Source organism: Enterobacter sp. MGH 16 (assembly GCF_000493175.1).
GTDB lineage: Bacteria > Pseudomonadota > Gammaproteobacteria > Enterobacterales > Enterobacteriaceae > Enterobacter > Enterobacter roggenkampii.
Genome location: NZ_KI535695.1, coordinates 2279109 through 2301180, shown reverse-complemented (window position 1 = coordinate 2301180; position 22072 = coordinate 2279109). Strand labels below are relative to the sequence as shown.

The 22072-nt window shown below is 54.6% G+C and carries 20 protein-coding genes and 1 riboswitch; of the genes, 10 read left to right on the top strand and 10 right to left on the bottom strand.

The window, feature by feature from the left end:
* Positions 1-29: 29 nt before the first annotated feature.
* Positions 30-515, bottom strand: coding sequence for a GNAT family N-acetyltransferase (locus L362_RS11965; protein WP_008500888.1), 486 nt, complete (start codon positions 513-515; stop codon positions 30-32).
* A complete protein-coding gene (locus tag L362_RS11970; RefSeq protein WP_008500887.1) occupies positions 460-792 on the bottom strand; it encodes an RcnB family protein in 333 nt (110 codons plus the stop codon). The genes L362_RS11965 and L362_RS11970 overlap by 56 nt, the downstream gene beginning before the upstream one ends.
* Before the next feature lie 487 nt (positions 793-1279).
* On the opposite strand from L362_RS11970, the gene L362_RS11975 reads away from it, so the two are divergent.
* From L362_RS11975 to L362_RS11990, 4 genes are all read left to right on the top strand, one after another.
* Positions 1280-2416 (top strand): polysaccharide export protein, encoded by a 1137-nt coding sequence (locus tag L362_RS11975; RefSeq protein WP_032637807.1) that lies wholly within the window; start codon positions 1280-1282, stop codon positions 2414-2416.
* Between the two features lie 2 nt (positions 2417-2418).
* Positions 2419-2850, top strand: a complete 432-nt coding sequence (locus L362_RS11980) for an arsenate reductase/protein-tyrosine-phosphatase family protein (RefSeq protein ID WP_021241484.1) — start codon at positions 2419-2421, stop codon at positions 2848-2850.
* Positions 2851-2867: 17 nt separating this feature from the next.
* Entirely contained in the window at positions 2868-5048 is a 2181-nt protein-coding gene (locus L362_RS11985; protein WP_023344530.1) for a polysaccharide biosynthesis tyrosine autokinase, read from the top strand.
* Positions 5049-5124: 76 nt separating this feature from the next.
* Positions 5125-5640 (top strand): protein disulfide oxidoreductase, encoded by a 516-nt coding sequence (locus tag L362_RS11990; protein ID WP_023344529.1) that lies wholly within the window; start codon positions 5125-5127, stop codon positions 5638-5640.
* A 36-nt stretch (positions 5641-5676) separates the two neighbouring features.
* Here L362_RS11990 and L362_RS11995 read toward each other — a convergent pair whose 3' ends face one another.
* The 3 genes from L362_RS11995 to L362_RS12005 form a co-directional block, all read right to left on the bottom strand.
* Complete coding sequence (locus L362_RS11995) at positions 5677-7143, bottom strand: pyridoxal phosphate-dependent decarboxylase family protein (protein WP_023344528.1); 1467 nt, start codon at positions 7141-7143, stop codon at positions 5677-5679.
* 18 nt (positions 7144-7161) lie between these two features.
* Complete coding sequence (locus L362_RS12000; protein ID WP_014884533.1) at positions 7162-8538, bottom strand: diaminobutyrate--2-oxoglutarate transaminase; 1377 nt, start codon at positions 8536-8538, stop codon at positions 7162-7164.
* 332 nt (positions 8539-8870) lie between these two features.
* Positions 8871-9878 (bottom strand): LacI family DNA-binding transcriptional regulator, encoded by a 1008-nt coding sequence (locus tag L362_RS12005; RefSeq protein ID WP_021241480.1) that lies wholly within the window; start codon positions 9876-9878, stop codon positions 8871-8873.
* Positions 9879-10116: 238 nt separating this feature from the next.
* On the opposite strand from L362_RS12005, the gene L362_RS12010 reads away from it, so the two are divergent.
* Positions 10117-11358: an MFS transporter gene (locus L362_RS12010; protein ID WP_023344527.1), complete on the top strand. Its 1242-nt coding sequence runs from the start codon at positions 10117-10119 to the stop codon at positions 11356-11358.
* A gap of 16 nt (positions 11359-11374) precedes the next feature.
* Positions 11375-12808, top strand: a complete 1434-nt coding sequence (locus tag L362_RS12015) for a glycoside hydrolase family 32 protein (protein ID WP_023344526.1) — start codon at positions 11375-11377, stop codon at positions 12806-12808.
* A gap of 78 nt (positions 12809-12886) precedes the next feature.
* On the opposite strand, the gene L362_RS23895 is transcribed toward L362_RS12015, so the two are convergent.
* Positions 12887-13348 (bottom strand): hypothetical protein, encoded by a 462-nt coding sequence (locus L362_RS23895; protein ID WP_071787682.1) that lies wholly within the window; start codon positions 13346-13348, stop codon positions 12887-12889.
* Positions 13349-13570: 222 nt separating this feature from the next.
* Positions 13571-14422, bottom strand: a complete 852-nt coding sequence (locus L362_RS12020; protein WP_023344524.1) for a YadA C-terminal domain-containing protein — start codon at positions 14420-14422, stop codon at positions 13571-13573.
* Positions 14423-15037: 615 nt separating this feature from the next.
* Positions 15038-15134: riboswitch (TPP riboswitch) on the top strand.
* Positions 15135-15169: 35 nt separating this feature from the next.
* Between L362_RS12020 and thiM the strand changes: the two genes are divergently transcribed.
* Genes thiM through L362_RS12035 form a run of 3 tightly spaced genes read left to right on the top strand, consistent with a single transcriptional unit; the run spans position 15170 to position 17526 of the window.
* On the top strand, positions 15170-15940 hold the full coding sequence (gene thiM, locus L362_RS12025) for a hydroxyethylthiazole kinase (RefSeq protein ID WP_023344523.1): 771 nt from the start codon (positions 15170-15172) through the stop codon (positions 15938-15940).
* A complete protein-coding gene (thiD, locus tag L362_RS12030; RefSeq protein ID WP_023344522.1) occupies positions 15937-16737 on the top strand; it encodes a bifunctional hydroxymethylpyrimidine kinase/phosphomethylpyrimidine kinase in 801 nt (266 codons plus the stop codon). Before thiM ends, thiD begins: the two co-directional genes overlap by 4 nt.
* Positions 16738-16779: 42 nt before the next feature.
* Entirely contained in the window at positions 16780-17526 is a 747-nt protein-coding gene (locus L362_RS12035; RefSeq protein ID WP_023344521.1) for a GntR family transcriptional regulator, read from the top strand.
* On the opposite strand, the gene L362_RS12040 is transcribed toward L362_RS12035, so the two are convergent.
* From L362_RS12040 to L362_RS12050, 3 genes are read right to left on the bottom strand one after another with little or no spacing between them, the layout of a single operon-like run.
* A complete protein-coding gene (locus L362_RS12040) occupies positions 17500-18453 on the bottom strand; it encodes a PfkB family carbohydrate kinase (protein ID WP_023344520.1) in 954 nt (317 codons plus the stop codon). The two genes, L362_RS12035 and L362_RS12040, sit on opposite strands and share 27 nt — an antisense overlap.
* Positions 18450-19454, bottom strand: a complete 1005-nt coding sequence (locus L362_RS12045) for an ADP-ribosylglycohydrolase family protein (RefSeq protein ID WP_023344519.1) — start codon at positions 19452-19454, stop codon at positions 18450-18452. Before L362_RS12045 ends, L362_RS12040 begins: the two co-directional genes overlap by 4 nt.
* Positions 19451-20728 carry a nucleoside permease gene (locus L362_RS12050; protein ID WP_021241472.1) on the bottom strand — a complete coding sequence of 426 codons (1278 nt, stop codon included), beginning with the start codon at positions 20726-20728 and terminating at the stop codon, positions 19451-19453. The genes L362_RS12045 and L362_RS12050 overlap by 4 nt, the downstream gene beginning before the upstream one ends.
* Positions 20729-20978: 250 nt before the next feature.
* Between L362_RS12050 and fbaB the strand changes: the two genes are divergently transcribed.
* The gene (gene fbaB, locus L362_RS12055) at positions 20979-22031 is read left to right on the top strand and encodes a class I fructose-bisphosphate aldolase (RefSeq protein ID WP_008500869.1); all 1053 of its coding nucleotides are present in this window, start codon (positions 20979-20981) and stop codon (positions 22029-22031) included.
* Positions 22032-22072: the final 41 nt, after the last annotated feature.

The window sequence follows — 22072 nt, the reverse complement described above, 5'->3', positions numbered from 1 at the left end:
AGGTCAGGTAAGCGAAGCGCCACCTGACTTTACCCAAGCCGATAGTGCATCAAATAATACTCTCCCTCCGGAGAATCCCCCGTCGCCTCAATGTGCCAGCCGTGCCGCTGGTAAAACGCGACAGCCCGCGCATTCTTCACCAGACACTTAAGCGAACCTGTACTGGTAAACGTCTTCTGCACCTGTTCCAGAAGCATTTTCCCGACGCCGTGGCTTTGATACTGCGGGTCAACAAAGAGGTTGTGCAGAAAATTATCGTTCGCCCAGACGGAGGCAAAGCCCAGGCGATGGCCGTTCTGCGTGGCAACCCAAATCACTTCGTCACGGGTGGCCGCGTCAAAGTCTTCCAGCTGCCAGTCTGAACTGTCCAGCCATGGCCAGGCCTCACGCCGGGCGTGGAGAAAGAGCGTGCGCAGGAAAGGACGATCGCTTTCCTGCCAGGGGCGGATCAGAATGGTCTTAGCGGTGATAGAAAATATCTCCGTTATAGGCTTTGTAGATTTTGCCGTCCGCATCGCCGATCAGCACGTAGTTCTCGCCCATGTAGGTCCAGTGGGTTCCGGCATCTGGGGCCGGCAGGTTACGCAGCTGGTACTGTTTGATGGTGTACTCCGGCGTTTGATACTGCGCCGGCGCCGTGTCGCCAATCTTGAATTTCGTGAAGTCAGCGATGAACTCTTGTTCTTCATAGGCCTTGATGCCGGAGGGTGCAGCGGCCGTTTGCGGGGCAGAGAATGCGGATCCCGCCAGAGACAGTAATACACCCAGAAGCAGCAGTTTACGCTTAGCCATTTTTTCTCCAGTGATATCGTTACAGATACTTTTCGTCTGCGGGACGTCGAAAGCGAAGCAGACAGTCCATTTTAAGTATCAACGCAGGGGATGTTTGAAAAAAAATGTAACAAAAGTGGACGGTTTTGTGTAGCCCAATTGCGTGATGTTTATCAGTATCGGGAATATTGTCGATGCATTATATTTTTAATATTTATCATTTCATTAATTAATTCTGAAAATAACTTTCCATATCAAAGTTAGAAAGCGAGGCGAATGCTTTCTCTCTGAAGAGCATTTAATATTGCCTCCGGATGAAGCGTGCTGACATCCGTTTTTTAACCAGGTCGAGTATAGGATCTGTTTTTTAAAGCGCGGGTGAGGTGTGTTTTATAAGGGCAGGAAGTTCATCTCTCATAAGCATAATTGATTACATTTCATGGGGTTGGATTGGGTCTTTTTACAGGCTTAACGATAAACGCAACGTTAAAAAGAAATATTTATATTAATGAAAAGTACAACTGCATTTTCGCTGTTATTTCTCAGTATTAGTCAGTTAACAGGGTGCGTTTTTTCACCTGGTCAGAGCTTAAGTGTGTCAGATAAGAAAGTTATTTCGGCGGAAGAGGCAAATTATCAGCTTGATAAGCGCGTGGAAATTTTTCCGCTGACGCCGGAGTGGATTGAAAAACTGCGCCCGCCCGTGTCGAAATCTCAGGCAAATCCTAATCTGGACAAGCAGATCAAAAACTGGGAATACCGTATTGGTGCAGGCGACATTCTGACGGTCACCGTCTGGGATCACCCTGAATTAACAACGCCCGCAGGACAATATCGTAGCGCGAGCGATACAGGCAACTGGGTCAACGCTGACGGTACGCTCTTTTATCCCTATGTCGGTAAACTGCGGGTGGCAGGAAAAACGGTTTCACAGGTACGTGAAGAGATTACGGCTCGACTGGATAGCGTCATTGAGAGCCCGCAGGTGGACGTCAGCGTAGCCTCCTTCCGTTCACAAAAAGCCTACGTCACCGGAGAGGTGGAAAAATCGGGTCAACAGCCGATAACCAATATTCCGCTGACGGTGATGGATGCGATTAACGCCGCGGGTGGGCTCTCGGCGGATGCCGACTGGCGTAACGTCGTGCTCACACACAATGGACAGGACGCCCACCTCTCACTCTATGCCCTGATGCAGCATGGCGATTTGACCCAAAATAAGCTGCTTTATCCTGGCGATATCCTGTTTGTTCCCCGGAACGACGCGCTGAAAGTGTTCGTAATGGGCGAGGTGGTGAAACAGAGCACCCTTAAGATGGATCGTAGCGGCATGACGTTGGCCGAGGCCCTGGGCAATGCCGGGGGGCTTAACCAAAATATGGCCGATGCAACCGGCATTTTTGTTATTCGCCAGGTATCGAAAAAAGGTGACACCGACAAAATCGCCAATATCTATCAGCTGAATGCGGAAGATGCTTCAGCCATGGTGCTGGGTACGGAATTCCAGCTTGAGCCGTATGACATTGTCTACGTCACCACGGCACCGCTATCGCGCTGGAATCGCGTGATCTCCCAACTGGTGCCCACCATCAGCGGCGTACATGACCTGACCGAAACCGTTCGTAACATCAGATCGTGGCCGTAGTCATGTTCCATTCAATCTTAGTGGTCTGCACCGGCAATATTTGCCGCTCACCCATTGGTGAGCGGCTATTGCGTCAGCAATTACCCGGCAGGCAGGTCACCTCTGCAGGTATTTTCGGACTAGAAGGACGCCCGGCGGATGCGAGTGCGCAGGCTGTGGCCTTGCGTCACGGCCTTTCGCTGGAGGGGCACGTTGCCCGCAGGGTGACGTGCAGTCTGTTGCAACAGTCCGACTTGATTCTGGTGATGGAGCCGGAACACCTTCGTTTTATTGCCACAATGGCCCCGGAGAACCGGGGAAAATCGCTGCTATTTGGACAATGGCTGGAAACCCAGGACATTCCCGACCCGTATCGCAAAAGCCGTGAAGCCTTTGAATATGTTTTCGGGCAATTGGGGAAAGCCAGTCAGGAATGGGCTCGTCGTTTGAGTTAACAAGGAATGAAGCCGTAATGTCGTCTTCTAAATCAGACAAATATAGTGCTGCGACACCGCAGAATAACGAAATGGATCTCATTCAGTTGCTTGCTGAGATGTTCGATCACCGGGTAATGATCGCGTGCGTTACGCTTCTGTTTACGGTATGTGCGGGGATCTACGCCTTCAGCGTCACGCCGGTTTATCAGGCCGATGCCCTGGTGCAGGTCGAAGCGAAGCAGGGCAACGCGCTGCTCAAGAACCTGACCTCGCTCAGATCCGATCTCTCACCCGATGTCGCTCCAGAACTTTTACTCCTTAAATCACGGATGGTCCTCGGACAGACCGTTGATCGGTTAGGGCTGACCTACGAGGTTAATAGGCGCTTGTTCCCCGTCATTGGGGCTTTCTGGGAGCACGTTCACGGGCGCAACCCCGCTGAAATCACGATTGGCTCGCTGAATATTCCGTCTGTGGAGGGGGATCCACAAACGCTTTTACTCACTGTTCTCGAGCAAGGGCGATATCGTCTTGAGGGACAAACGCTTGAGGCAGAAGGCATTGTTGGAAAAGCGCTACTTAAAGAGGGCGTCTCTCTTCTGGTGACCTCCCTCAATGCGGCACCGGGAACCCAGTTTACCCTCAACATCGTTACCAGGCTTGAGGCGATCAACGCCATTCAGAGCAGACTGACGGTTGTGGAGTCGTCGAAACAGAGTGGAATGATCGCCTTAACGTTAACGGGTGACGATCCCGGCAAGACCGCTACGGTACTTAATACGATTGCCGAAAATTTTCTCAGCCAGAACATTGCGCGCCAGGAAGCTAAAGATTCCCGTAGCCTCACGTTCTTACAGGATCAGTTACCTAAAATCAGTCGCGAACTGGATGAAGCCGAGGCGCGACTGAATGCTTATCGAGAGCAAAGCGATTCGGTCGATTTATCTCTTGAGGCAAAGTCGGTTCTTGATCAGGTGGTTAACGTGGAAAATCAGCTTAACGAGCTGACGTTTCGCGAGGCAGAAGTATCCCAGCTGTTCAAAAAGGGCCATCCCACCTACCGTGCTTTACTGGAGAAAAAACAAACGCTTGAGCGGGAACGCGCGCGCCTGTATAGCCGCGTCTCCTCCATGCCATCCACGCAGCAGGAAATATTACGCCTGAGTCGTGATGTTGAATCCGGGCGCGCCGTATACATGCAGTTGCTGACGCGTCAGCAAGAGCTGAGCATCTCGCGCTCCAGCGCTATCGGGAATGTGCGGATCATAGACCCGGCGGTGACGCAGCCGGCCCCTGTCAAACCGCGCAAAGCCCTCATCATTCTGTTTGGTATGATGATAGGGCTGCTCCTCTCTGCCGGAACGGTTTTAGTGCGTTCCGCCTTCAAGCGGGGCATTACGTCGTCAGAACAACTGGAAGAGTTCGGGATGCCGCTGCTGGTAACGCTTCCGCGCTCGGTATGGTTATGGAAAAAAACGCACCTGCGCAGGAGAAACCTGTTTACTTCCCACTGGAAGCACAGGATATCCAACGTGCCTTTCCTGCCCATTGACCGTCCGGCTGATACGTTTGTCGAGGCGATGCGTGGGCTGCGCACCAGTTTGCATTTTACCATGATGGATACCGCAAACCGGGTTGTCGTGGTGTCTGGCCCCACGCAGGACTGCGGAAAGACGCTGGTCAGTACTTCACTGGCGTCGATTGTGGCACAGGCCGGACAGCGGGTGCTGTTTGTTGATGCGGATATGCGCAAAGGGTATGTCCACAATGTGTTCAGGCTGAACAATCATCGGGGGTTGTCCTGCGTGCTCGACGGAACCGTTGAGTGGCAGGAGGCGGTTCAACGCTTTGAGAAAGGCGGTTTTGATGTACTGACCTGCGGACCCCAACCTACGCATCCCGTTGACCTGCTCATGAGTGAACGCTTCCAGGATGTGATGGCGCAGATTGAAAAGCGGTATGACATCGTGATTATCGACACTCCACCTGTGCTTGCCGTGACGGATGCTTTGCTGATCGCCAGAGCAGCTGCCACTACGCTGCTGGTCGCCCGCTTTGGTAAAACCAGCGTGAAAGAGATCGAGACCAGCCTTAAGCGTATGGAACGGATGAACGTAAAGGTGAATGGCGTGATCCTTAATGACATTGTGAAATCGGCGGCGCTCTATTACAACTCGGGGTATAGCGCTTACGACTATGGCTATACCCGGGAGTAACCCTGACGCGACATTTCTTTACAGCGTGATGGTGTATTGCCCGTTAAGATGACCTTCGTTAAAACACGAGGTCACAATGGATAACCGCAAAATCAATCGACTGCGCCGCTGGGCGCGGGAAGGAGTCATACTCGTTCTGCTGACGCTGGCCGTGGCGTGGGGAGTTGATCAATACCGAAAACCGACACTCCCCGCCAGTTTTAGTGCAACACCGATGACGAGCATCGACGGAAAAATGCATGATATTGCGGCGCTCAGCCAGGAGCGTCCGCTGCTGATCTACGTCTGGGCGACCTGGTGCAGCATTTGCCGTTACACCACGCCTGCGGTTAATCAGCTGGCAGAAGAGGGCGGGAACGTGGTGAGTATCGCCATGCGCTCTGGTGATAACGCAAAGCTTGCACTCTGGGTTGACAAGAAACAGCTTAAAATGCCGGTGATAAACGATGAAAACGGTGCGCTGTCGCAGGCGTGGCAGGTGAGCGTGACGCCGACGTTAGTCATTGTATCGAAGGGGAACGTGGTCAGTACCACAACGGGCTGGACGAGCTACTGGGGATTAAAAATCAGGATGTGGTGGGCTGGCTTATAAGAATAACCCCTCTCCCGGCGGGAGAGGGGTTTTATATTACTTAGCCAGAACTTCCTGCGCGGTGCGCTCAACCAGAGACAGCAGGATTTTGATATCTTCCAGCGTCACGGTTGGGTTCAGCAGCGTCAGCTTCAGGCAGGTCACGCCGTTATGCTCGGTCACACCGACGTTTGCACGGCCGGATTCCAGCAGTGCGTCACCAATTTTCTGGTTCAGCAGGGCGATACCGGCATCATCTGCCTGCACCTCGCCACGGAAGCGGAACAGCACGCTTGCCAGCTGCGGCTGCATAACCAGTTCCAGCGCAGGCTGCGTTTTCACGTACGCCGCAACCTGCTGTGCCAGGGTCACGCCGTGATCGATGATCGCCGCGTATTGCTCCTGACCCAGCGCTTCCAGGCTCATCCACAGCTTCAGCGCGTCGAAACGACGGGTGGTCTGCAGCGATTTGGAGACCAGGTTCGGCACGCCGGCTTCTTCGTCGAACTCAGAGTTCAGGTAAGCCGCCTGATAGCGCATCAGCTCATAGTGGCGCGCTTCTTTCAGCAGGAAGGCGCCGCAGCTGATGGTCTGGAAGAACTGCTTGTGGAAGTCCAGGGTGACGGAATCCACCAGCTCAATGCCGTCCAGGTAGTGACGATACTGCTCAGACATCAGCAGCGCGCCGCCCCAGGCCGCATCAACGTGTACCCAGATGTTCTGCTTCGCCGCTAGTTCAGCAATGGCGCGCAGCGGATCGATAGCGCCGGCATCGGTGGTACCTGCCGTTGCGACGATCGCCAGAATCTGCTCGCCGTTCGCATTGCACTGTTCGATTTTCGCCGCCAGATCGGTCAGATCCATGCGGGAGAATTCGTCCGTTTTCACCTGCACCACGGACTGGTAGCCCAGACCCATCAGCGCCATGTTTTTCTGCACGGAGAAGTGCGCGTTTTCAGAGCACAGTACGCGGATCTTACGCAGATCGCCCACCAGACCGTCCTGCTGAACGGAGTGACCCTGACGCGCAAAGAACGCATCGCGCGCCAGCATCAGGCCCATCAGGTTGCTCTGGGTTCCGCCGCTGGTGAAGACACCGGCGTCGCCAGCCTGATAACCCACGCGGGTACGCAGCCACTCGATCAGTTTGATCTCGATGATGGTTGCGGACGGGCTTTGATCCCAGGAGTCCATACTCTGGTTAGTGGCGTTGATCAGCACTTCCGCCGCCTGGCTTACGACCAGGCTTGGGCAGTGCAGGTGCGCCACACACTGCGGGTGATGAACGGACAGGCTGTCTTTCAGGAAGAACTCCACGGCGCGTTCAATCGCCGCTTCGTTGCCCAGCCCTTTCGGGTTGAAATCCAGCTTAATACGGTCGCGCAGTTCCGCGACCGTTTTGCCCTGGTACATCTCAGGCTGTTTCAGCCACTGCATCACAGCCTGAGTGCTTTGTTCAATCGCCTGCTGGTAAGCTTCAATGCTCTGCGCAGAGGAGAACAAAATTGGGTTTGAATCAGACATCGTAATCAATAACTCCGGTTACGCCGGGCGAACGCCCGCAGCAAGCAGTGCCTGCTCAAATTTATCCAGGAAGATCTTCAGCTCTTCATCGCTGATCAGCAGAGAAGGCAGCAGACGCAGAACGATACCGTTACGACCACCGCGCTCCAGAATCAGACCGGCTTCGAAGCACTTCTTCTGAATCAGTGCAGACAGCTCGCCGTCGCCCGGGAAGCAGCCCATGTGGTCAGCGGCTTCGTGCGGCTTAACGATCTCAATACCGATCATCATGCCCAGACCGCGCACGTGGCCGATAACCGGATAACGTTTCGCCATCTCTTTCAGCTGGCCTTTCAGCCATTCGCCCTGTGCCGCCACTTTGCCTGCGATGTTCTGGTCTTTCAGGATTTTCAGCGTCGTCAGACCGGTTGCCATCGCCAGCTGGTTGCCGCGGAAGGTACCGGTGTGGTGACCTGGCGCCCATGCGTCGAACTGCTTTTTGATACCGAGTACGGCCAGCGGCAGACCGCCACCGACGGCTTTAGACATCACGATGATGTCTGGCTCAATGCCCGCGTGTTCGAAGGCGAAGAATTTACCGGTACGGGCAAAGCCAGCCTGAACTTCGTCGAGGATCAGCAGAATGCCGTGTTCCTGAGTCACTTTACGGATGCGCTGCAGCCACTCAGCCGGAGCCGGGTTCACGCCGCCTTCGCCCTGAACCGCTTCCAGGATCACCGCAGCAGGTTTACGCACGCCGCTTTCAACGTCGTTGATCAGGTTATCGAAGTAGTAAGTCAGCGCTTTCACACCCGCTTCACCACCGATACCCAGCGGGCAGCGGTATTCGTGCGGGTAAGGCATGAACTGCACTTCTGGCATCATACCGTCTACCGCTTCTTTCGGAGACAGGTTGCCGGTCACGGACAGTGCGCCGTGGGTCATACCGTGGTAACCACCAGAGAAGCTGATGATACCGCTACGACCGGTCACTTTTTTCGCCAGCTTCAGCGCTGCTTCAACGGCGTCAGCCCCGGATGGACCGGTGAACTGCAGGCAGTACTCTTTGCCCTGACCAGGCAGCAGAGAGAGCAGGTATTCGGAAAACGCGTCTTTCAGAGGCGTAGTCAGATCCAGAGTATGTAACGGCAAGCCGCTGGTAATGACATTTTGGATGCTTTTCAGCACATCAGGATGGTTATGGCCAAGCGCAAGGGTCCCTGCACCTGCTAAACAGTCAAGGTATTCTTTATTATCTGCATCGGTAATCCACACGCCTTCTGCTTTAGTGATGGCTAAAGGCAGTTTGCGCGGATAACTCCTGACGTTAGATTCAAACTCGGCCTGACGGGCCAGATAGGTTTCGTTGCTTTTGTGGGCATCTACGGTGTCAATACGGACTTTATCCGTCATCATATCACTCCTACAACCGCCGCTTCGTTATGAGCCACGATTGAATAAAAAGTTAAAAAACAGAAGGGGCCTGAAAAAAACGCCGCCAATATAGAGCCTTTTGCCACGGGGCTCAATGGTTAATTTGTTTACTGTTTTGTGACACGTGTGTATAGCGAGGAAATATCCCCTTTTTTAAAATGAAAATTGTATTTTATGCCAAATAAAAACAGCGGGTTACAGGCTATTTGCCCGGTGTGTAAAGTCGCAGAAAAGAGTGTGACAAATCGTGCCATTCAACGGCACAAAAGGAGGGAAGCTTTCCCTGTTTATCCGGCAGGTGCAGAAAACGGTGCTCACGTTGCCTGTGCAACGGAATCACGCAGTAAAAATGGACTTTCTACGCGCGTGGTTTCCTGATGTTCTTCACCGTTAATAATATGCAGGGCGCTCAGGCGACCAATTTCATAGTGCGGCAGTTGTACCGTCGTGAGAGGAGGAAGGAACAACTCCCCAATGCCCACCATATTGTCATAGCCGATCACCGCGACGTCGTCCGGTATACGAAGCCCTTGTCCCAGTAGCGTCTGGTACACCATAAACGCGATACGATCGTTACCGCAGATAACGGCGTCGAACCTGGGAATGCCATTCTGCATGTGCGCCAGCAACACGGCCGGAATGTCGCGATAGTGCTCATCGCCGAGTGCCATATAGCAGTGCTCCAGGCTGTCCGGATCGAGCCCCGCTTCACGGCATGCACGCTCCAGCCCCTGACGACGGCGGGTTGTGGCCAGATGCCCCTCAGGTAAATGCAGGCAGAGAGGGCGTCGATAACCCTCCGCGAGTAACGCCCGCACGGCGGTATATTGCCCCTGCTCATCATCGGGAATATAGCTGGCGACCTTTTCGCCGTCGCTTTCGCAGTTGGCCAGCACGCAGGGAAGGGTGAGGAGTTTGGCCGGGAGAGGAACCTGACGTAACCCCATGGTGGTGTAGATAATTCCGTCGGGCCGATGAGAGAGGAGAAGGTCGACAATGGCGTCCGGATTGTCATCGGTAAACATATTCATCACGAAGCTGTTCCAGCCGTGCATTCTGGCCGTCTCTTCAATAGACAGCGTGATCTCCACCGAGAACGGCGTCGTCACCGTATCGAGCGCCAGTACCCCTATGGTTTTAGGCGAGGCATGCGCGCCGCGTATTTTCTTGGCGGACAGATCGGGCACGTAGCTGGTCTGCTCGATAGCCAGCTGAACGCGCGCCAGCGTTTCCGGCTTAAGGCGCTCCGGGCTGTTCAGCGCGCGGGAGACCGTCATCAGCGATACGTTAGCCAGCTTTGCGACGTCCTTCAGGGAAGCCATTGTCTTACTCCGTTAATGCTCTGCGTGAAAGGGTATACAACTAAGTCGCTGATGTAAAAGAAAGGCTGATGCCCAGGCCGGGTCATGTTTACCTCAGTGATGAATATTTGATCGCGATCTCATTCTCTTAATGTTAACGTTAACTTTCGTGATTAACATCTTAAATTTCAGCCAAACAGCATGAGAAAGCGTAAATGTTAACGTTACCATTGCATCATTACTCCAACATGAGAATGTCATGATGAAAACGCATCACTCTCACAGCTACCCTTTATTAAGCGCATTACTGTTTTTCTTTTTTGTCACGTGGTCATCTTCCGGCTCGTTGCTCTCTATCTGGCTTCACCAGGAGGTGGGGTTAAAGGCAGGGGATACGGGGGTCATCTATGCCGTGCTGTCCGTCTCCGCGCTGTGCGCGCAAATCTGCTACGGCTTCATTCAGGACAAGCTCGGCCTGCGAAAAAACCTGCTCTGGTTTCTGACCAGCCTGCTCATTCTTTCCGGTCCGGCCTTCCTGCTGTTTGGGTATCTGCTGCAGATTAACGTGTTGCTCGGCAGTATTTTCGGCGGGATTTATATCGGGCTGACGTTTAACGGCGGGATTGGTGTACTGGAATCCTATACCGAGCGCGTGGCCCGCCAGAGTCAGTTTGAGTTTGGCAAGGCGAGGATGTGGGGATCCCTTGGCTGGGCGGTGGCAACCTTTTTTGCCGGTCTGCTGTTCAACATCAATCCGAAGCTGAACTTCGCGGTGGCGAGCTGCGCCGGGCTGGTGTTTTTTGTGTTGCTGGCGCGCCTAAGAGTCTCTTCCGCGCCGCACGCCATGCAGGAGGCGGTATCCGGCGGTAAGGTCACGCTGGAGGATGCCTTACGCCTGTTGACGCTGCCGCGCTTCTGGGCGCTGGTGTTTTTCGTTATTGGCACCTGTATTTACGGCGTTTACGACCAGCAGTTCCCGGTCTATTTCTCCTCACAGTTCCCGACGCTGCAGGAAGGAAACGCCATGTACGGCTATCTCAACTCCTTCCAGGTTTTCCTGGAGGCGGCGGGCATGTTCTGCGCCCCGTGGCTGGTGAATCGCCTCGGTGCGAAAAACGGCCTGATTTTCGCCGGAATGGTGATGGCGATGCGTATGGTGGCATCGGGTCTGGTTGAGGGACCGGTATTGATCTCCATTACCAAGCTATTGCACGCGGTTGAACTACCCGTTTTGCTGGTCTCCATCTTTAAATACAACAGCCTGCATTTTGATAAACGGCTCTCTTCCACCCTCTATCTGGTGGGCTTTGCCTGTACAAGCTCGGTGATTGCCTCGGTGCTGTCGCCGCTGGCAGGTTACAGCTATGAGAAATACGGCTTTGCCCAGTCCTATTTCATTATGGGGCTACTGGTATTCAGCACCACGTTTATCTCCATCTTCCTGTTGCGCTCGGGTAAGTCCTCTTCTGACCCGCTCATGCCGCAACCTTCCACCATCTGATCGAAAGAGTAGAGAAATGATGTATTCCATTACGAAAGCAGAACAGGAACTGCAGTCCAGACGCGAAGGGCTTAATCTGCGCTGGTATCCCCGTTACCACCTCGCAGCGCGCGCTGGCTGGATGAACGACCCGAATGGCCTGGTCTGGTTTGACGGCTGGTATCACGCCTTTTATCAACACCATCCGTATTCGACCCAGTGGGGGCCGATGCACTGGGGCCATGCGCGCAGCAAAGATTTAGTTCGCTGGGAGCACCTCCCGGTTGCGCTGGCCCCGGAAGGGCCAGACGACAAGGACGGCTGTTTTTCCGGCTCAGCGGTGGTGGATGGCGGTACGCTGGCGCTGATTTACACCGGCCACAAATTCCACGGCGATCCCGGCGATGAGGCTAATCTCTACCAGGTTCAGTGCCTGGCAACCAGCCGTGACGGCATCCAGTTTGTGCGGCACGGGACAGTCATTGACACACCGCCCGGGCTGCATCACTTCCGCGATCCGAAGGTATGGCGTGAAGGGGCGTGGTGGTACATGGTCGTTGGCGCGCGCGAGGGGGATACGGGCCAGGTGCGTGTGTACCGGTCTGCCGATCTGCTTGAGTGGCAGGACAGGGGCGTGCTCGCGGTGGCTGAAAAAGAGCTGGGTTATATGTGGGAATGCCCGGACTTTTTCACTCTCAATGGTAAACGCGTGCTGATGTTCTCGCCTCAGGGACTGGCGGCAGACGGATTTAAACATCGCAATCTCTTCCAGAGCGGCTATCTGGTAGGCGAATGGCAGCCTGGTCAGCCCTTTATGCGTGAAGGTGAATTTGTGGAGATGGACTACGGGCATGATTTCTATGCGCCGCAAAGTTTCCTGACGCCGGATGGCAGACGCCTCGTTATCGGCTGGCTGGACATGTGGGAATCTCCCCTTCCGGAACAGGAGGACGGGTGGGCTGGCATGCTCTCTTTACCGCGCGAACTGACGCTGAGCGCGGATAACCGCCTGCAGATGCGGCCAGCCCGAGAAGTGGAAAGCCTGCGCGGGGCGTGGTTCCCCTGGCCGATAAGTACGCTTAATAACCAGCAGATGACGCTGGTGGAACACTGCGATGCGATGGAGGTCATTCTGCAGTGGGATTGCGCCAACAGCAGCGCGGAGCAGTACGGCATTCGTCTTGGCGACGGGTTACGCCTTTATGTTGATACGCAGATGCAGCGCCTGGTGCTGGAGCGAGACTATCCGCAGTATGGCCTGTGCGGGACCCGAAGCGTCGCGCTTAACCTTAGCAACGCGCTTAATCTTCGTTTGTTCTTTGATAGCTCTTCCGTGGAAGTGTTTGTTAACGAGGGTGAGGCGTGCCTCAGCAGCCGTATATATCCTGATGCCGACTGCCGCGAGCTGGCGTTATTTGCCTGGACGGGAGGGGCATCGCTTATTCATGGCGGGGCGTGGCTGCTGGAGTAAATCTATTAACGAGCTAAAACAAAGCCCCATAAACATGGGGCTACGTAAATCTTATCAGGTGGTAGCGTCCTGCAAAGATCACATTTTTGATAATTGTGCGTTTACAACACTCTCTTTTTCGACAACCAGCTGCATAATATAGCTACCCTTGTGCCATGAACCTTTATTTGGCTTCCAGCCTTTCGAAAGCAGATATTCAGCAGCATCAGAGACAGGCTTATTCATAACGTGATCCGCATCACCTGATAACTTTTTTAAATCACCGCTTACTTTGGCTGGCTTGCTATCACAATGACCCGCAGCATCCATAACCTGAGTGCAGCCTTCAGGAAGGCGCCTGTGCGCTGACTGTGCAAGTTGAGCTGCATTCTCTAAAGCCTGTTTTTCAGCCGCAGCGTTAATGGCTGTGGTGCGGTTTTGCTCTGCAATATAACAAGCATCTTTACTCACTCCTTTGCTTTGACAATCAGCCATCCGTTGAGCTGGTGAGGAACACGCAGCAAGAGATAATACAGCCGCTACCATCATTAACTTTTTCATTATTGCCTCAGTAATTACAATTATAAATATAGGTGCCTAACATCAAGCCGATCCATATCCCTAATAAAATAAAAGTGAGATACAAAACAGCGGAAATAAAAATGTACTTTGTCATTTTTGTGCTAGCAGCAATGTATTGAGTTATAGCCAGCTAATTAAACTCAATGGTGAGTTTTTTAGCTGATTGGCGGTTTGCTGGCATTTTAATTTAATATTGTTAAATCACCATCCGTAAGATGCGGACGCCGCAACAATTTCATCACCGTTGGATGTACCTGATGTAGAGAGGGTAGCGGCTATACTCTCAGCGAACTTATGACGGTAACCGACTGCGTAACCTTGCGCATCTTTGAAGTTGGCAGCACCGACGGCAACCGCGTTATCTGTATCAACGTAATGCAAACCAGCAAGAGAAGCAGCGCCAGCGATACCAGCACGATATTCCTTGCGATCCTCATTCTGCTGATTCTCCAGAGAAGAGAACTTAGCGTTATTTTGACTCTCTAACGCAGTAATACGTGATTCATGATTCGCTAATTGTGCGCTGTGATTCTGAATCGTCGTTTCTTGTGCTTGCTGGCGTGACTGAACGTTAGCAACAGCAGCTTTGTTAGCAGCGGCTACCGTTTGTGCATCAACCGCTAAAGATTGCGCATAAGCGCCCGTATTAAATGCCTGAGTCGCTTTGTCAGAGGCATACTGAAGGGCGTGATCTTGTCTATCCTGATCGGCGTCGAAAATGCTTTTATCTACCTTACCTGCCAGCGCTTGAGTGTTAGCGTTTACGCCATCTTGAGCGGTATTAGCTGTATCTTGTGCTTTATTAATTGCTGTATTTGCTCTTTCAATATCGCCCTGAAGGTTATAGATTTGCCCGTCTTGCTTAATGTTACTCCCCTCGATGTTATCAAGGTTGTAGGCGGTTTTATCGGTACCCTGAATTTGAATGTGAGCACCTGGATTATTGACGTTATCGTCAAGGTTTACGTTTACTTCCGCTGCATTTGCAGTATTCATTGAACCAGCGAACACAAAACCAAAAACAGCGATAGCTGTTGTATTTAAATAGTTCATTTTAAAGCTCTCATCATCACTACAAGAAAAAATAAAGTAAGGGCGCTATCCTGGCGGGAAGATACAACGTCTTGTTATATCTGAATTAATTCACGATTAACGGTGGAAATTTTGGTTTGATAACTTATTTCGTAACGTGCAGTAACTATCTATGAATGTGTAATTTTGATTATTGATCTAAATCATAAATAGCAGGAATAGCTAAACGAGTCGATCCAGAAAGGCCCGGCCTAATAATCTTATAATACAATAAGATAGCCTTTCATAATGGATGAGAGTGAAATTAGATATAAAACACCAATACATTAATTGTATTTAAGTGTTTTGATTAAAATGGGTTAATAATACACATAACAGTTTATGTAAATTTATGGGTTTTTGCCGATTATTTATTATCGAACCTTTCGTCAGCTTCGAATGAAAATGAACTCAGCTCATTTTTGTTCCGGGATATACCAGGAAAAAATATTTATGTTGAAGATGCTAGCGAAAAAGTGTCTAGGAAGATTCATAACGCGAACGCTGCCGTGATAAATCAAAACTCCTTGCGCCTGGCCTGTGGCCACGGTTACACTGATTGAGAACATTGATTTTAATAAATCATTGTTTTAAAAGTATTTTGACTCGGGGTGCCCTTCTTTATGAAGGCTGAGAAATACCCGTATTACCTGATCTGGATAATGCCAGCGTAGGGAAGTCAGATGCCTTCCCGGTCATCGCTTCTTCACGCAAGGCAGGAGCGAACCCATGCAGCCTGACCTGCTTGATTTACACGTTTTACACCACTTCCGCACCCGTTCTCCGCTGACCCATTGTATGACCAATGACGTCGTACAGACCTTTACGGCCAACGTTTTGCTGGCGCTTGGCGCATCTCCGGCGATGGTGATCGAGGCCGAAGAGGCCGAGCAGTTTGCCGCGATAGCCGATGCGCTGCTGGTTAACGTTGGCACGCTGACCGCGCCGCGCGCCCAGTCGATGCGTCGTGCTATTGAAAGTGCGGTAGCGGCAGGCAAACCCTGGACGCTGGACCCGGTTGCCGTGGGCGCCCTGGCGTTCCGCACCCGGTTTTGCCATCAAATCCTTGCCCTGAAACCGGCCGCCATTCGCGGCAATGCTTCCGAAATCCTTGCCCTCGCCGGGATAAGCGCGGGCGGGCGCGGCGTCGATACGACCGATACCGCCGCCAGCGCGGTGCCTGCTGCCCAGGCGCTGGCCCGGCAGATCAATACGATTGTGGTGGTCACCGGCGAGGTGGACTACATCACGGACGGGCAACGCACCCGAACGGTAACCGGCGGTGACCCGCTGATGACGCGCGTGGTGGGCACCGGGTGCGCGCTCTCTGCCGTTGTGGCGGCGAGCTGCTCGCTGCCGGGTGACCGGCTGGATAACATCGCCGCCGCCTGCGGATGGATGAAGCGGGCCGGAACGGTGGCCGTTGCGCACTCGCGCGGCCCCGGCAGTTTTGCCAGCGCGTTCCTCGACGCGCTCTACACGCTGGAGGAGCAGGCATGAAGCGGATTAACGCCCTGACCATTGCCGGCACCGATCCCAGCGGCGGCGCGGGTATCCAGGCAGACCTGAAAACCTTCTCGGCGCTGGGCGCGTACGGCTGCTCGGTCATCACCGCGCTGGTGGCGCAAAACACGTGCGGCGTGCAGTCGGTCTACCGCATCGAGCCAGATTTTGTTGCCGCGCAGCTGGATTCGGTGTTCAGCGACGTGCGTATTGATACCACCAAGATCGGCATGCTGGCCGAAACGGACATTGTGGAAGCGGTGGCCGAACGGCTTAAGCGCTATCAGGTGCAAAACGTGGTGCTGGATACCGTCATGCTGGCAAAAAGCGGCGATCCGCTGCTCTCCGCCTCCGCCGTCGAGACGCTGCGCAATAAGCTGCTGCCGCAGGCAGCGCTCATCACGCCCAATCTTCCGGAAGCCGCCGCGCTGCTGGGCGCGCCGCACGCGCAAACTGAACGGGAAATGAAAGAGCAGGGCAATGCGCTGCTGGCGATGGGCTGCGGGGCGGTGCTGATGAAGGGCGGGCATCTTGATGATCCGGAAAGTCCGGACTGGCTCTTCACCCGCGACGGCAAAGTACGCTTTACCGCGCCGCGCGTGCAGACCAAAAATACCCACGGCACGGGCTGTACGCTCTCGGCCGCGCTGGCGGCGCTGCGTCCACGTCATGAAAGCTGGGCCGATACGGTTAGCGAAGCAAAAGCCTGGCTCTCGGCGGCGCTGGCAAAAGCCGATACTCTGGAAGTCGGTCACGGTATTGGGCCGGTACACCATTTTCATGCATGGTGGTAAGCCAGTATACTGGCAGAATACATCACGCCTGAGAAAACAGAGATGGAACAAGCGCATACCCGGTTAATCGCTCAACTGAATGAACGGATCGCCGCGCCCGACAACACCCCACTGTACCTGAAGTTTGCCGAAACGGTAAAAAACGCGGTGCGCAGCGGGGTGCTGGAGCACGGGAATATTTTGCCCGGCGAGCGCGATCTGAGCCAGTTGACCGGGGTGTCGCGCATTACCGTGCGTAAAGCGATGCAGGCGCTGGAAGAAGAGGGCGTGGTGACGCGCGCCCGTGGCTATGGCACGCAAATCAACAATATCTTCGAATATTCGCTTAAAGAGGCGCGCGGTTTTTCCCAGCAGGTGGTGCTGCGCGGCAAGAAGCCGAATACGCTCTGGGTCAACAAGCGGGTGGTGAAGTGTCCGGAAGAGGTCGCCAACCACCTGTCGATCTCCCCGGACAGCGAGGTCTTTTTGCTCAAGCGCATTCGCTATGTCGATGACGATGCGGTGTCGATTGAAGAGTCCTGGGTCCCCGTCGGGTTAATTCCCGACCCGGATGCGATTGGCATTTCGCTCTATGACTACTTCCGCAGTCAGAATATCTACCCGCAGCGCACCCGCTCAAGGGTGAGCGCCCGCATGCCCGACAGCGAGTTTCAGGCGCACATTAAGATGGATGAAAAAATACCGGTGCTGGTGATCAAGCAGGTCGCACTTGACCAGCAGCACCGGCCGATTGAGTACAGCATCAGCTACTGTCGCAGCGATCTATACGTCTTTGTGTGCGAGGAGTAGTGCCTCGCGCGTCGGGGCGCAATCGCCGCCGCGGTGGCTGACCACCCATGACGCCACGGCATTCCCCAGCAGAACGGCATCTGCCAGTGACCATCCCGCAGCCAGCCCGGCCAGCGTGCCGCCCGCGTGGCTGTCGCCTGCACCAATGGTATCCACAACCGTCGCCGGAAACGCCGGAACAACGCCCGAGGCGTCACCGTCATACCACGTAGCACCGTCTTTATCATGGCGCACAATCAGCGCGGCGCCGAAGCGCTGCTGCCACACTTCACCCAGGTTTTCAGCCTGTACGCCCAGTCTTTCAGCCGCGAGTTCCGCTTCCTGACGATTGAGCGACACAATTGGCCTGCAGGCCATGATTCTCTCCATCAGCGCATCAGGAACATCCGCGATGCGTGGGCCGAAATCGATAAAGGCCGTCACGTCCTGTAATCCCTCCAGCCAGCCTGTCAGCAGCTCGCCGCACGGCGCGGCCAGCTGGTAGCCGGAGAGATAAACCAGGCTGTTTTGCGGAACGTGAAGCGCATCCAGCCAGCGCTGCTGCCACTGGTTTTCCACGCCGCTAAAGGACATAAAGGTGCGCTCGCCGTCTGGCTCCACCAGCGCCAGACACCAGCCGTTGTCGCCGGTTTGAGCCTCTACGGCGCTGTGCAGATCCTGCTGCGCCATGGCGTTGCGGATAATATCCGCCCATACGCCATGGCCGACGGGAAGGGCATTTTGCGCGGCGATCCCGAGGCGTTTCAGGGCGATGGCAATGTTCAGCGCGCAGCCGCCAATATTCACGCCCTGCTGCTTAAGTTCGATATCGCACCCGCGCCAGGGCAGGGCGTAGGCGTCGGCGATGACGTCAATCACCGCGGCGCCCAGCACCGTCACCGGGCGCGTGGCGTGCAGATTTTCGAGACGTTGAGCAAATGCCTTCATACGCCCTCCCTTTGCTCCCTGAAGTGCAGCAGTTTCTCGCAATAATGGCCGAAGTTGAGCTGGTTGACGGCGTCGAGTTCGGCTTTGAGCGCCGGATCAATCGCCTGCACGCCGTGCAGCGCGCCGCAGATGGCCGTCGCCATGGCGCCAATAGTGTCCGTATCACCGCCCAGATTGGCGCATAAGATGGCGCAGCGGTTCGGGTCGGTTCCTGCCAGTTCCACCATCGCAATGGCCGCCGGAACGGACTCAATGGTGCTGGTTCCCGCGCCAATCAGCTGATAAACCTGCTCGCTGGCGGACTCAATACCGTTGGCTTCCCGTACGGTCTTAAGCGCCAGCTCAATACGTGCCGCCAGCGACGCGCTGAAGGTGGTGGTTTTCATCTCCTGCGCATAGCGGGCGATCCCCGGCAGGGCATCAACGATGTTCTGCCAGCTTTTGCCGTCGATGGCGCGGGAAACCGCCCAGGCCATCACCACCGCGCCGGCAATCGCGAGGTCCGATTTATGGGTCGGGCTGGAGGCCTGCGCCACCTGTTCAACAAAGTGTTCCAGCCGCGTCGCCGGAAGGAGACAGCCCAGCGGGGAGGCGCGCATCGCCGCCCCGTTGGTCACGCCGTTGTTTTCCAGCGCGCTGACCGGCTTCCCGTCACGAATCGCATTCAGCGCGATTTTGGAAGTGGGGCCAAGCACGTTCTTGTTGAACGCGTCGAAATCGAGCGCCCAGTTAAGGATATGCTTGCCGATAACGTCTGCGTTAATCTCCCCGTCGCACTCGATGATCGCGTCGGCCAGGCACAGCGCCATTGAGGTATCGTCGGTGAACTCTGCCTGCCTGAAATAGCAGGCCGCGTTATTTTCTGCCGGGCCGGGTAAAAAGCGGTCGATCCAGCCGAAGTGCGCCTTGACGCGCTTTCTCGGCCACAGCTCCGACGGCATGCCCATCGCATCCCCTAACGCCTGCCCGTAAAGGGCACCGAGAATACGTTCTTGTTTCATTTAACTTCCCCTTGTGTCAGCGCGGCATCGCCATCAACCACCGCAATTGCAGCGATCTCTTTGTCCGATTCGCGGAAAAACAGCATAAACAGCACGGCAATCACGGCAATCATGATCGCGCCAAATGTCCACATTCCGGCCCAGTTGAAGGTCAGCCCATTCACCGGCTCTTTGTAGGCGAACATTTTTTCCATCATCACGCCGCCCAGGCGGTAACCCAGCAGGCTACCAAAGCCCTGACAGCAGAGCGTAATCAGGCCCTGCGCGGCGGTGCGCATATGCACCGGCGCTTTTTTATCCACGTAGATATACGCGGTGACGTAGTAGAAGTCGTAGCTCACGCCGTGCAGCAGAATGCCGAGGAACAGCAGGGCGTAGGTGAAGTATTGTTCCGCACCGCCGTAAACGAAGAACCCGTAGCGGATGGCGGCGGTAATCAGACCCAGCAGTAAGACCTTCTTAATACCAAAGCGTTTGGTAAAGAACGGCAGCGCCAGCATAAAGAAGATTTCAGAGAACTGGCCGAGCGTCATCCAGCCGGTGGCGTTTTTCATCCCCACTTCAGTGAGATATCCGTTGGCGAAAATGTAGTAGAAGGCCAGCGGCATGGCGAACAGGAACGAGCAGAAGAAAAACACGAGGAAGTTTCTGTCGCGCAGCAGGATCAGCGCGTCCAGCCCCAGCATCACTTTGAAATCCAGCTTGCCGGTGCTCTTCGGCGGCGTATTCGGCAGGAACAGGGCAAAGACGCCGAGCAGGGCGGAGCTGGCGGCGGTCATCAGCAGGGGAATATTGGTATCGGAAATATCGCTATAGCCCAGCATCTGCGGCAGGAAGCCGCACGCCAGCCCGGAGGCGATCCAGCCGATAGTACCCATCACGCGGATACGCGGGAAATCGGCCTCGACATCATCCACGTTCGCGAAGGCAATACTGTTGGTCAGCGCGATGGTGGGCATATAGGTCAGGGAGTAAACCAGCAGCAGCGGGAAGAAGGTGCTGAACTGGGTTTGCTGTGCCGCGAAGTACATCAGAATCGCGCCGGCAAACATCAGCACCGCCAGAACTTTCTGCGCGGCGAAGAAGCGGTCCGTCAGCGATCCGACCAGAATTGGGGAGAGGATTGCGGCAATGGCGGTACAGGCATAAGACCAGCCGATTTCCCCGGCGGTAAAACCGCTTTTGCTCAGCCACAGCCACAGCGGCACAAACCACGCGCCCCAGATAAACCATTCAACAAACATCATGAATGACAGTTGGACTTTCGTTTTCATTTTTTAATCCTGCATGTCAGAGAGGGTACGCCTTTAACATACCATCCTATAATACCTTTTAAATACCTTTGTGGCGATTGTTTGATCAATGTAACAGTTTTGTTGTACACGAATCGAGCCAGCAGATTGTGCTGAAAAAAATTGCAAAGGGTGGAAAATCTGTTAAGTCGGTACCAGGCTTAGTCTGCCCATAAAAGATGGGACTGGATAAACGCACACCGACATGACGTCGAACTTACGGGAGTATCACATGACTGATATTGCGCAGTTGCTTGGCAAAGACGCCGACAGCCTTTTACAGCATCGTTGTATGACCATTCCAGCCGACCAGCTTTACCTGCCTGGTCATGACTACGTTGACCGCGTGATGGTCGATAACAACCGTCCGCCTGCCGTGCTAAGAAATATGCAGACGCTCTATAACACCGGGCGGCTCGGCGGCACCGGATATCTCTCTATTCTGCCGGTAGACCAGGGCGTTGAGCACTCGGCGGGCGCCTCCTTCGCGGCGAATCCGCTCTATTTCGATCCGAAGAACATTGTTGAGCTGGCGATTGAAGCGGGCTGTAACTGCGTGGCGTCCACCTACGGCGTGCTGGCCTCCGTCTCGCGTCGCTATGCCCACCGCATTCCGTTCCTCGTGAAGCTGAACCACAATGAAACCCTGAGCTACCCCACCGAATATGACCAGACGCTCTATGCCAGCGTCGAGCAGGCGTTCAATATGGGGGCGGTTGCCGTTGGGGCGACCATCTATTTTGGCTCAGAACAGTCTCGTCGTCAGATTGAAGAGATCTCTGCGGCGTTTGAGCGCGCGCACGAGCTGGGTATGGTGACCGTGCTGTGGGCGTACCTGCGCAACTCGGCGTTCAAAAAAGACGGTGTGGATTATCACGTGTCGGCTGACCTGACCGGGCAGGCGAACCACCTGGCGGCGACCATCGGCGCGGATATCGTGAAGCAGAAAATGGCCGAGAATAATGGCGGATATAAAGCAGTGAACTTTGGTTACACCGATGACCGCGTTTACAGCAAGCTGACCAGCGATAACCCGATCGACCTGGTGCGCTACCAGCTGGCAAACTGCTACATGGGCCGCGCAGGGCTGATTAACTCCGGTGGCGCGGCGGGAGGCGATACTGACCTGTCAGACGCGGTGCGTACGGCGGTTATCAACAAACGCGCGGGCGGCATGGGGCTGATCCTTGGCCGTAAGGCGTTTAAGAAATCGATGGCTGACGGCGTGAAGCTGATCAATGCGGTTCAGGACGTCTATCTGGACAGCAAAGTCACGATTGCCTGACCTGAGGGCGAAGCGTAGGCCGGGTAAGGCGTAGCCGGCAC

Coding starts and splice junctions, on each gene's coding strand:
- L362_RS11970 (WP_008500887.1), bottom strand. CDS start 792: ATGGCTAAGCGTAAACTGCTGCTTCTGGGTGTATTACTGTCTCTGGCG.
- L362_RS11995 (WP_023344528.1), bottom strand. CDS start 7,143: ATGTCTGATTCAAACCCAATTTTGTTCTCCTCTGCGCAGAGCATTGAA.
- L362_RS12045 (WP_023344519.1), bottom strand. CDS start 19,454: ATGAAACAAGAACGTATTCTCGGTGCCCTTTACGGGCAGGCGTTAGGG.
- L362_RS12020 (WP_023344524.1), bottom strand. CDS start 14,422: ATGAACTATTTAAATACAACAGCTATCGCTGTTTTTGGTTTTGTGTTC.
- L362_RS23895 (WP_071787682.1), bottom strand. CDS start 13,348: ATGAAAAAGTTAATGATGGTAGCGGCTGTATTATCTCTTGCTGCGTGT.
- L362_RS12005 (WP_021241480.1), bottom strand. CDS start 9,878: ATGGCTTCCCTGAAGGACGTCGCAAAGCTGGCTAACGTATCGCTGATG.
- L362_RS11980 (WP_021241484.1), top strand. CDS start 2,419: ATGTTCCATTCAATCTTAGTGGTCTGCACCGGCAATATTTGCCGCTCA.
- L362_RS11975 (WP_032637807.1), top strand. CDS start 1,280: ATGAAAAGTACAACTGCATTTTCGCTGTTATTTCTCAGTATTAGTCAG.
- thiD (WP_023344522.1), top strand. CDS start 15,937: ATGAAGCGGATTAACGCCCTGACCATTGCCGGCACCGATCCCAGCGGC.
- fbaB (WP_008500869.1), top strand. CDS start 20,979: ATGACTGATATTGCGCAGTTGCTTGGCAAAGACGCCGACAGCCTTTTA.
- L362_RS11990 (WP_023344529.1), top strand. CDS start 5,125: ATGGATAACCGCAAAATCAATCGACTGCGCCGCTGGGCGCGGGAAGGA.
- L362_RS12010 (WP_023344527.1), top strand. CDS start 10,117: ATGATGAAAACGCATCACTCTCACAGCTACCCTTTATTAAGCGCATTA.
- L362_RS11985 (WP_023344530.1), top strand. CDS start 2,868: ATGTCGTCTTCTAAATCAGACAAATATAGTGCTGCGACACCGCAGAAT.
- L362_RS12000 (WP_014884533.1), bottom strand. CDS start 8,538: ATGATGACGGATAAAGTCCGTATTGACACCGTAGATGCCCACAAAAGC.
- L362_RS11965 (WP_008500888.1), bottom strand. CDS start 515: ATGCGGACGGCAAAATCTACAAAGCCTATAACGGAGATATTTTCTATC.
- L362_RS12015 (WP_023344526.1), top strand. CDS start 11,375: ATGATGTATTCCATTACGAAAGCAGAACAGGAACTGCAGTCCAGACGC.
- L362_RS12050 (WP_021241472.1), bottom strand. CDS start 20,728: ATGAAAACGAAAGTCCAACTGTCATTCATGATGTTTGTTGAATGGTTT.
- L362_RS12035 (WP_023344521.1), top strand. CDS start 16,780: ATGGAACAAGCGCATACCCGGTTAATCGCTCAACTGAATGAACGGATC.
- L362_RS12040 (WP_023344520.1), bottom strand. CDS start 18,453: ATGAAGGCATTTGCTCAACGTCTCGAAAATCTGCACGCCACGCGCCCG.
- thiM (WP_023344523.1), top strand. CDS start 15,170: ATGCAGCCTGACCTGCTTGATTTACACGTTTTACACCACTTCCGCACC.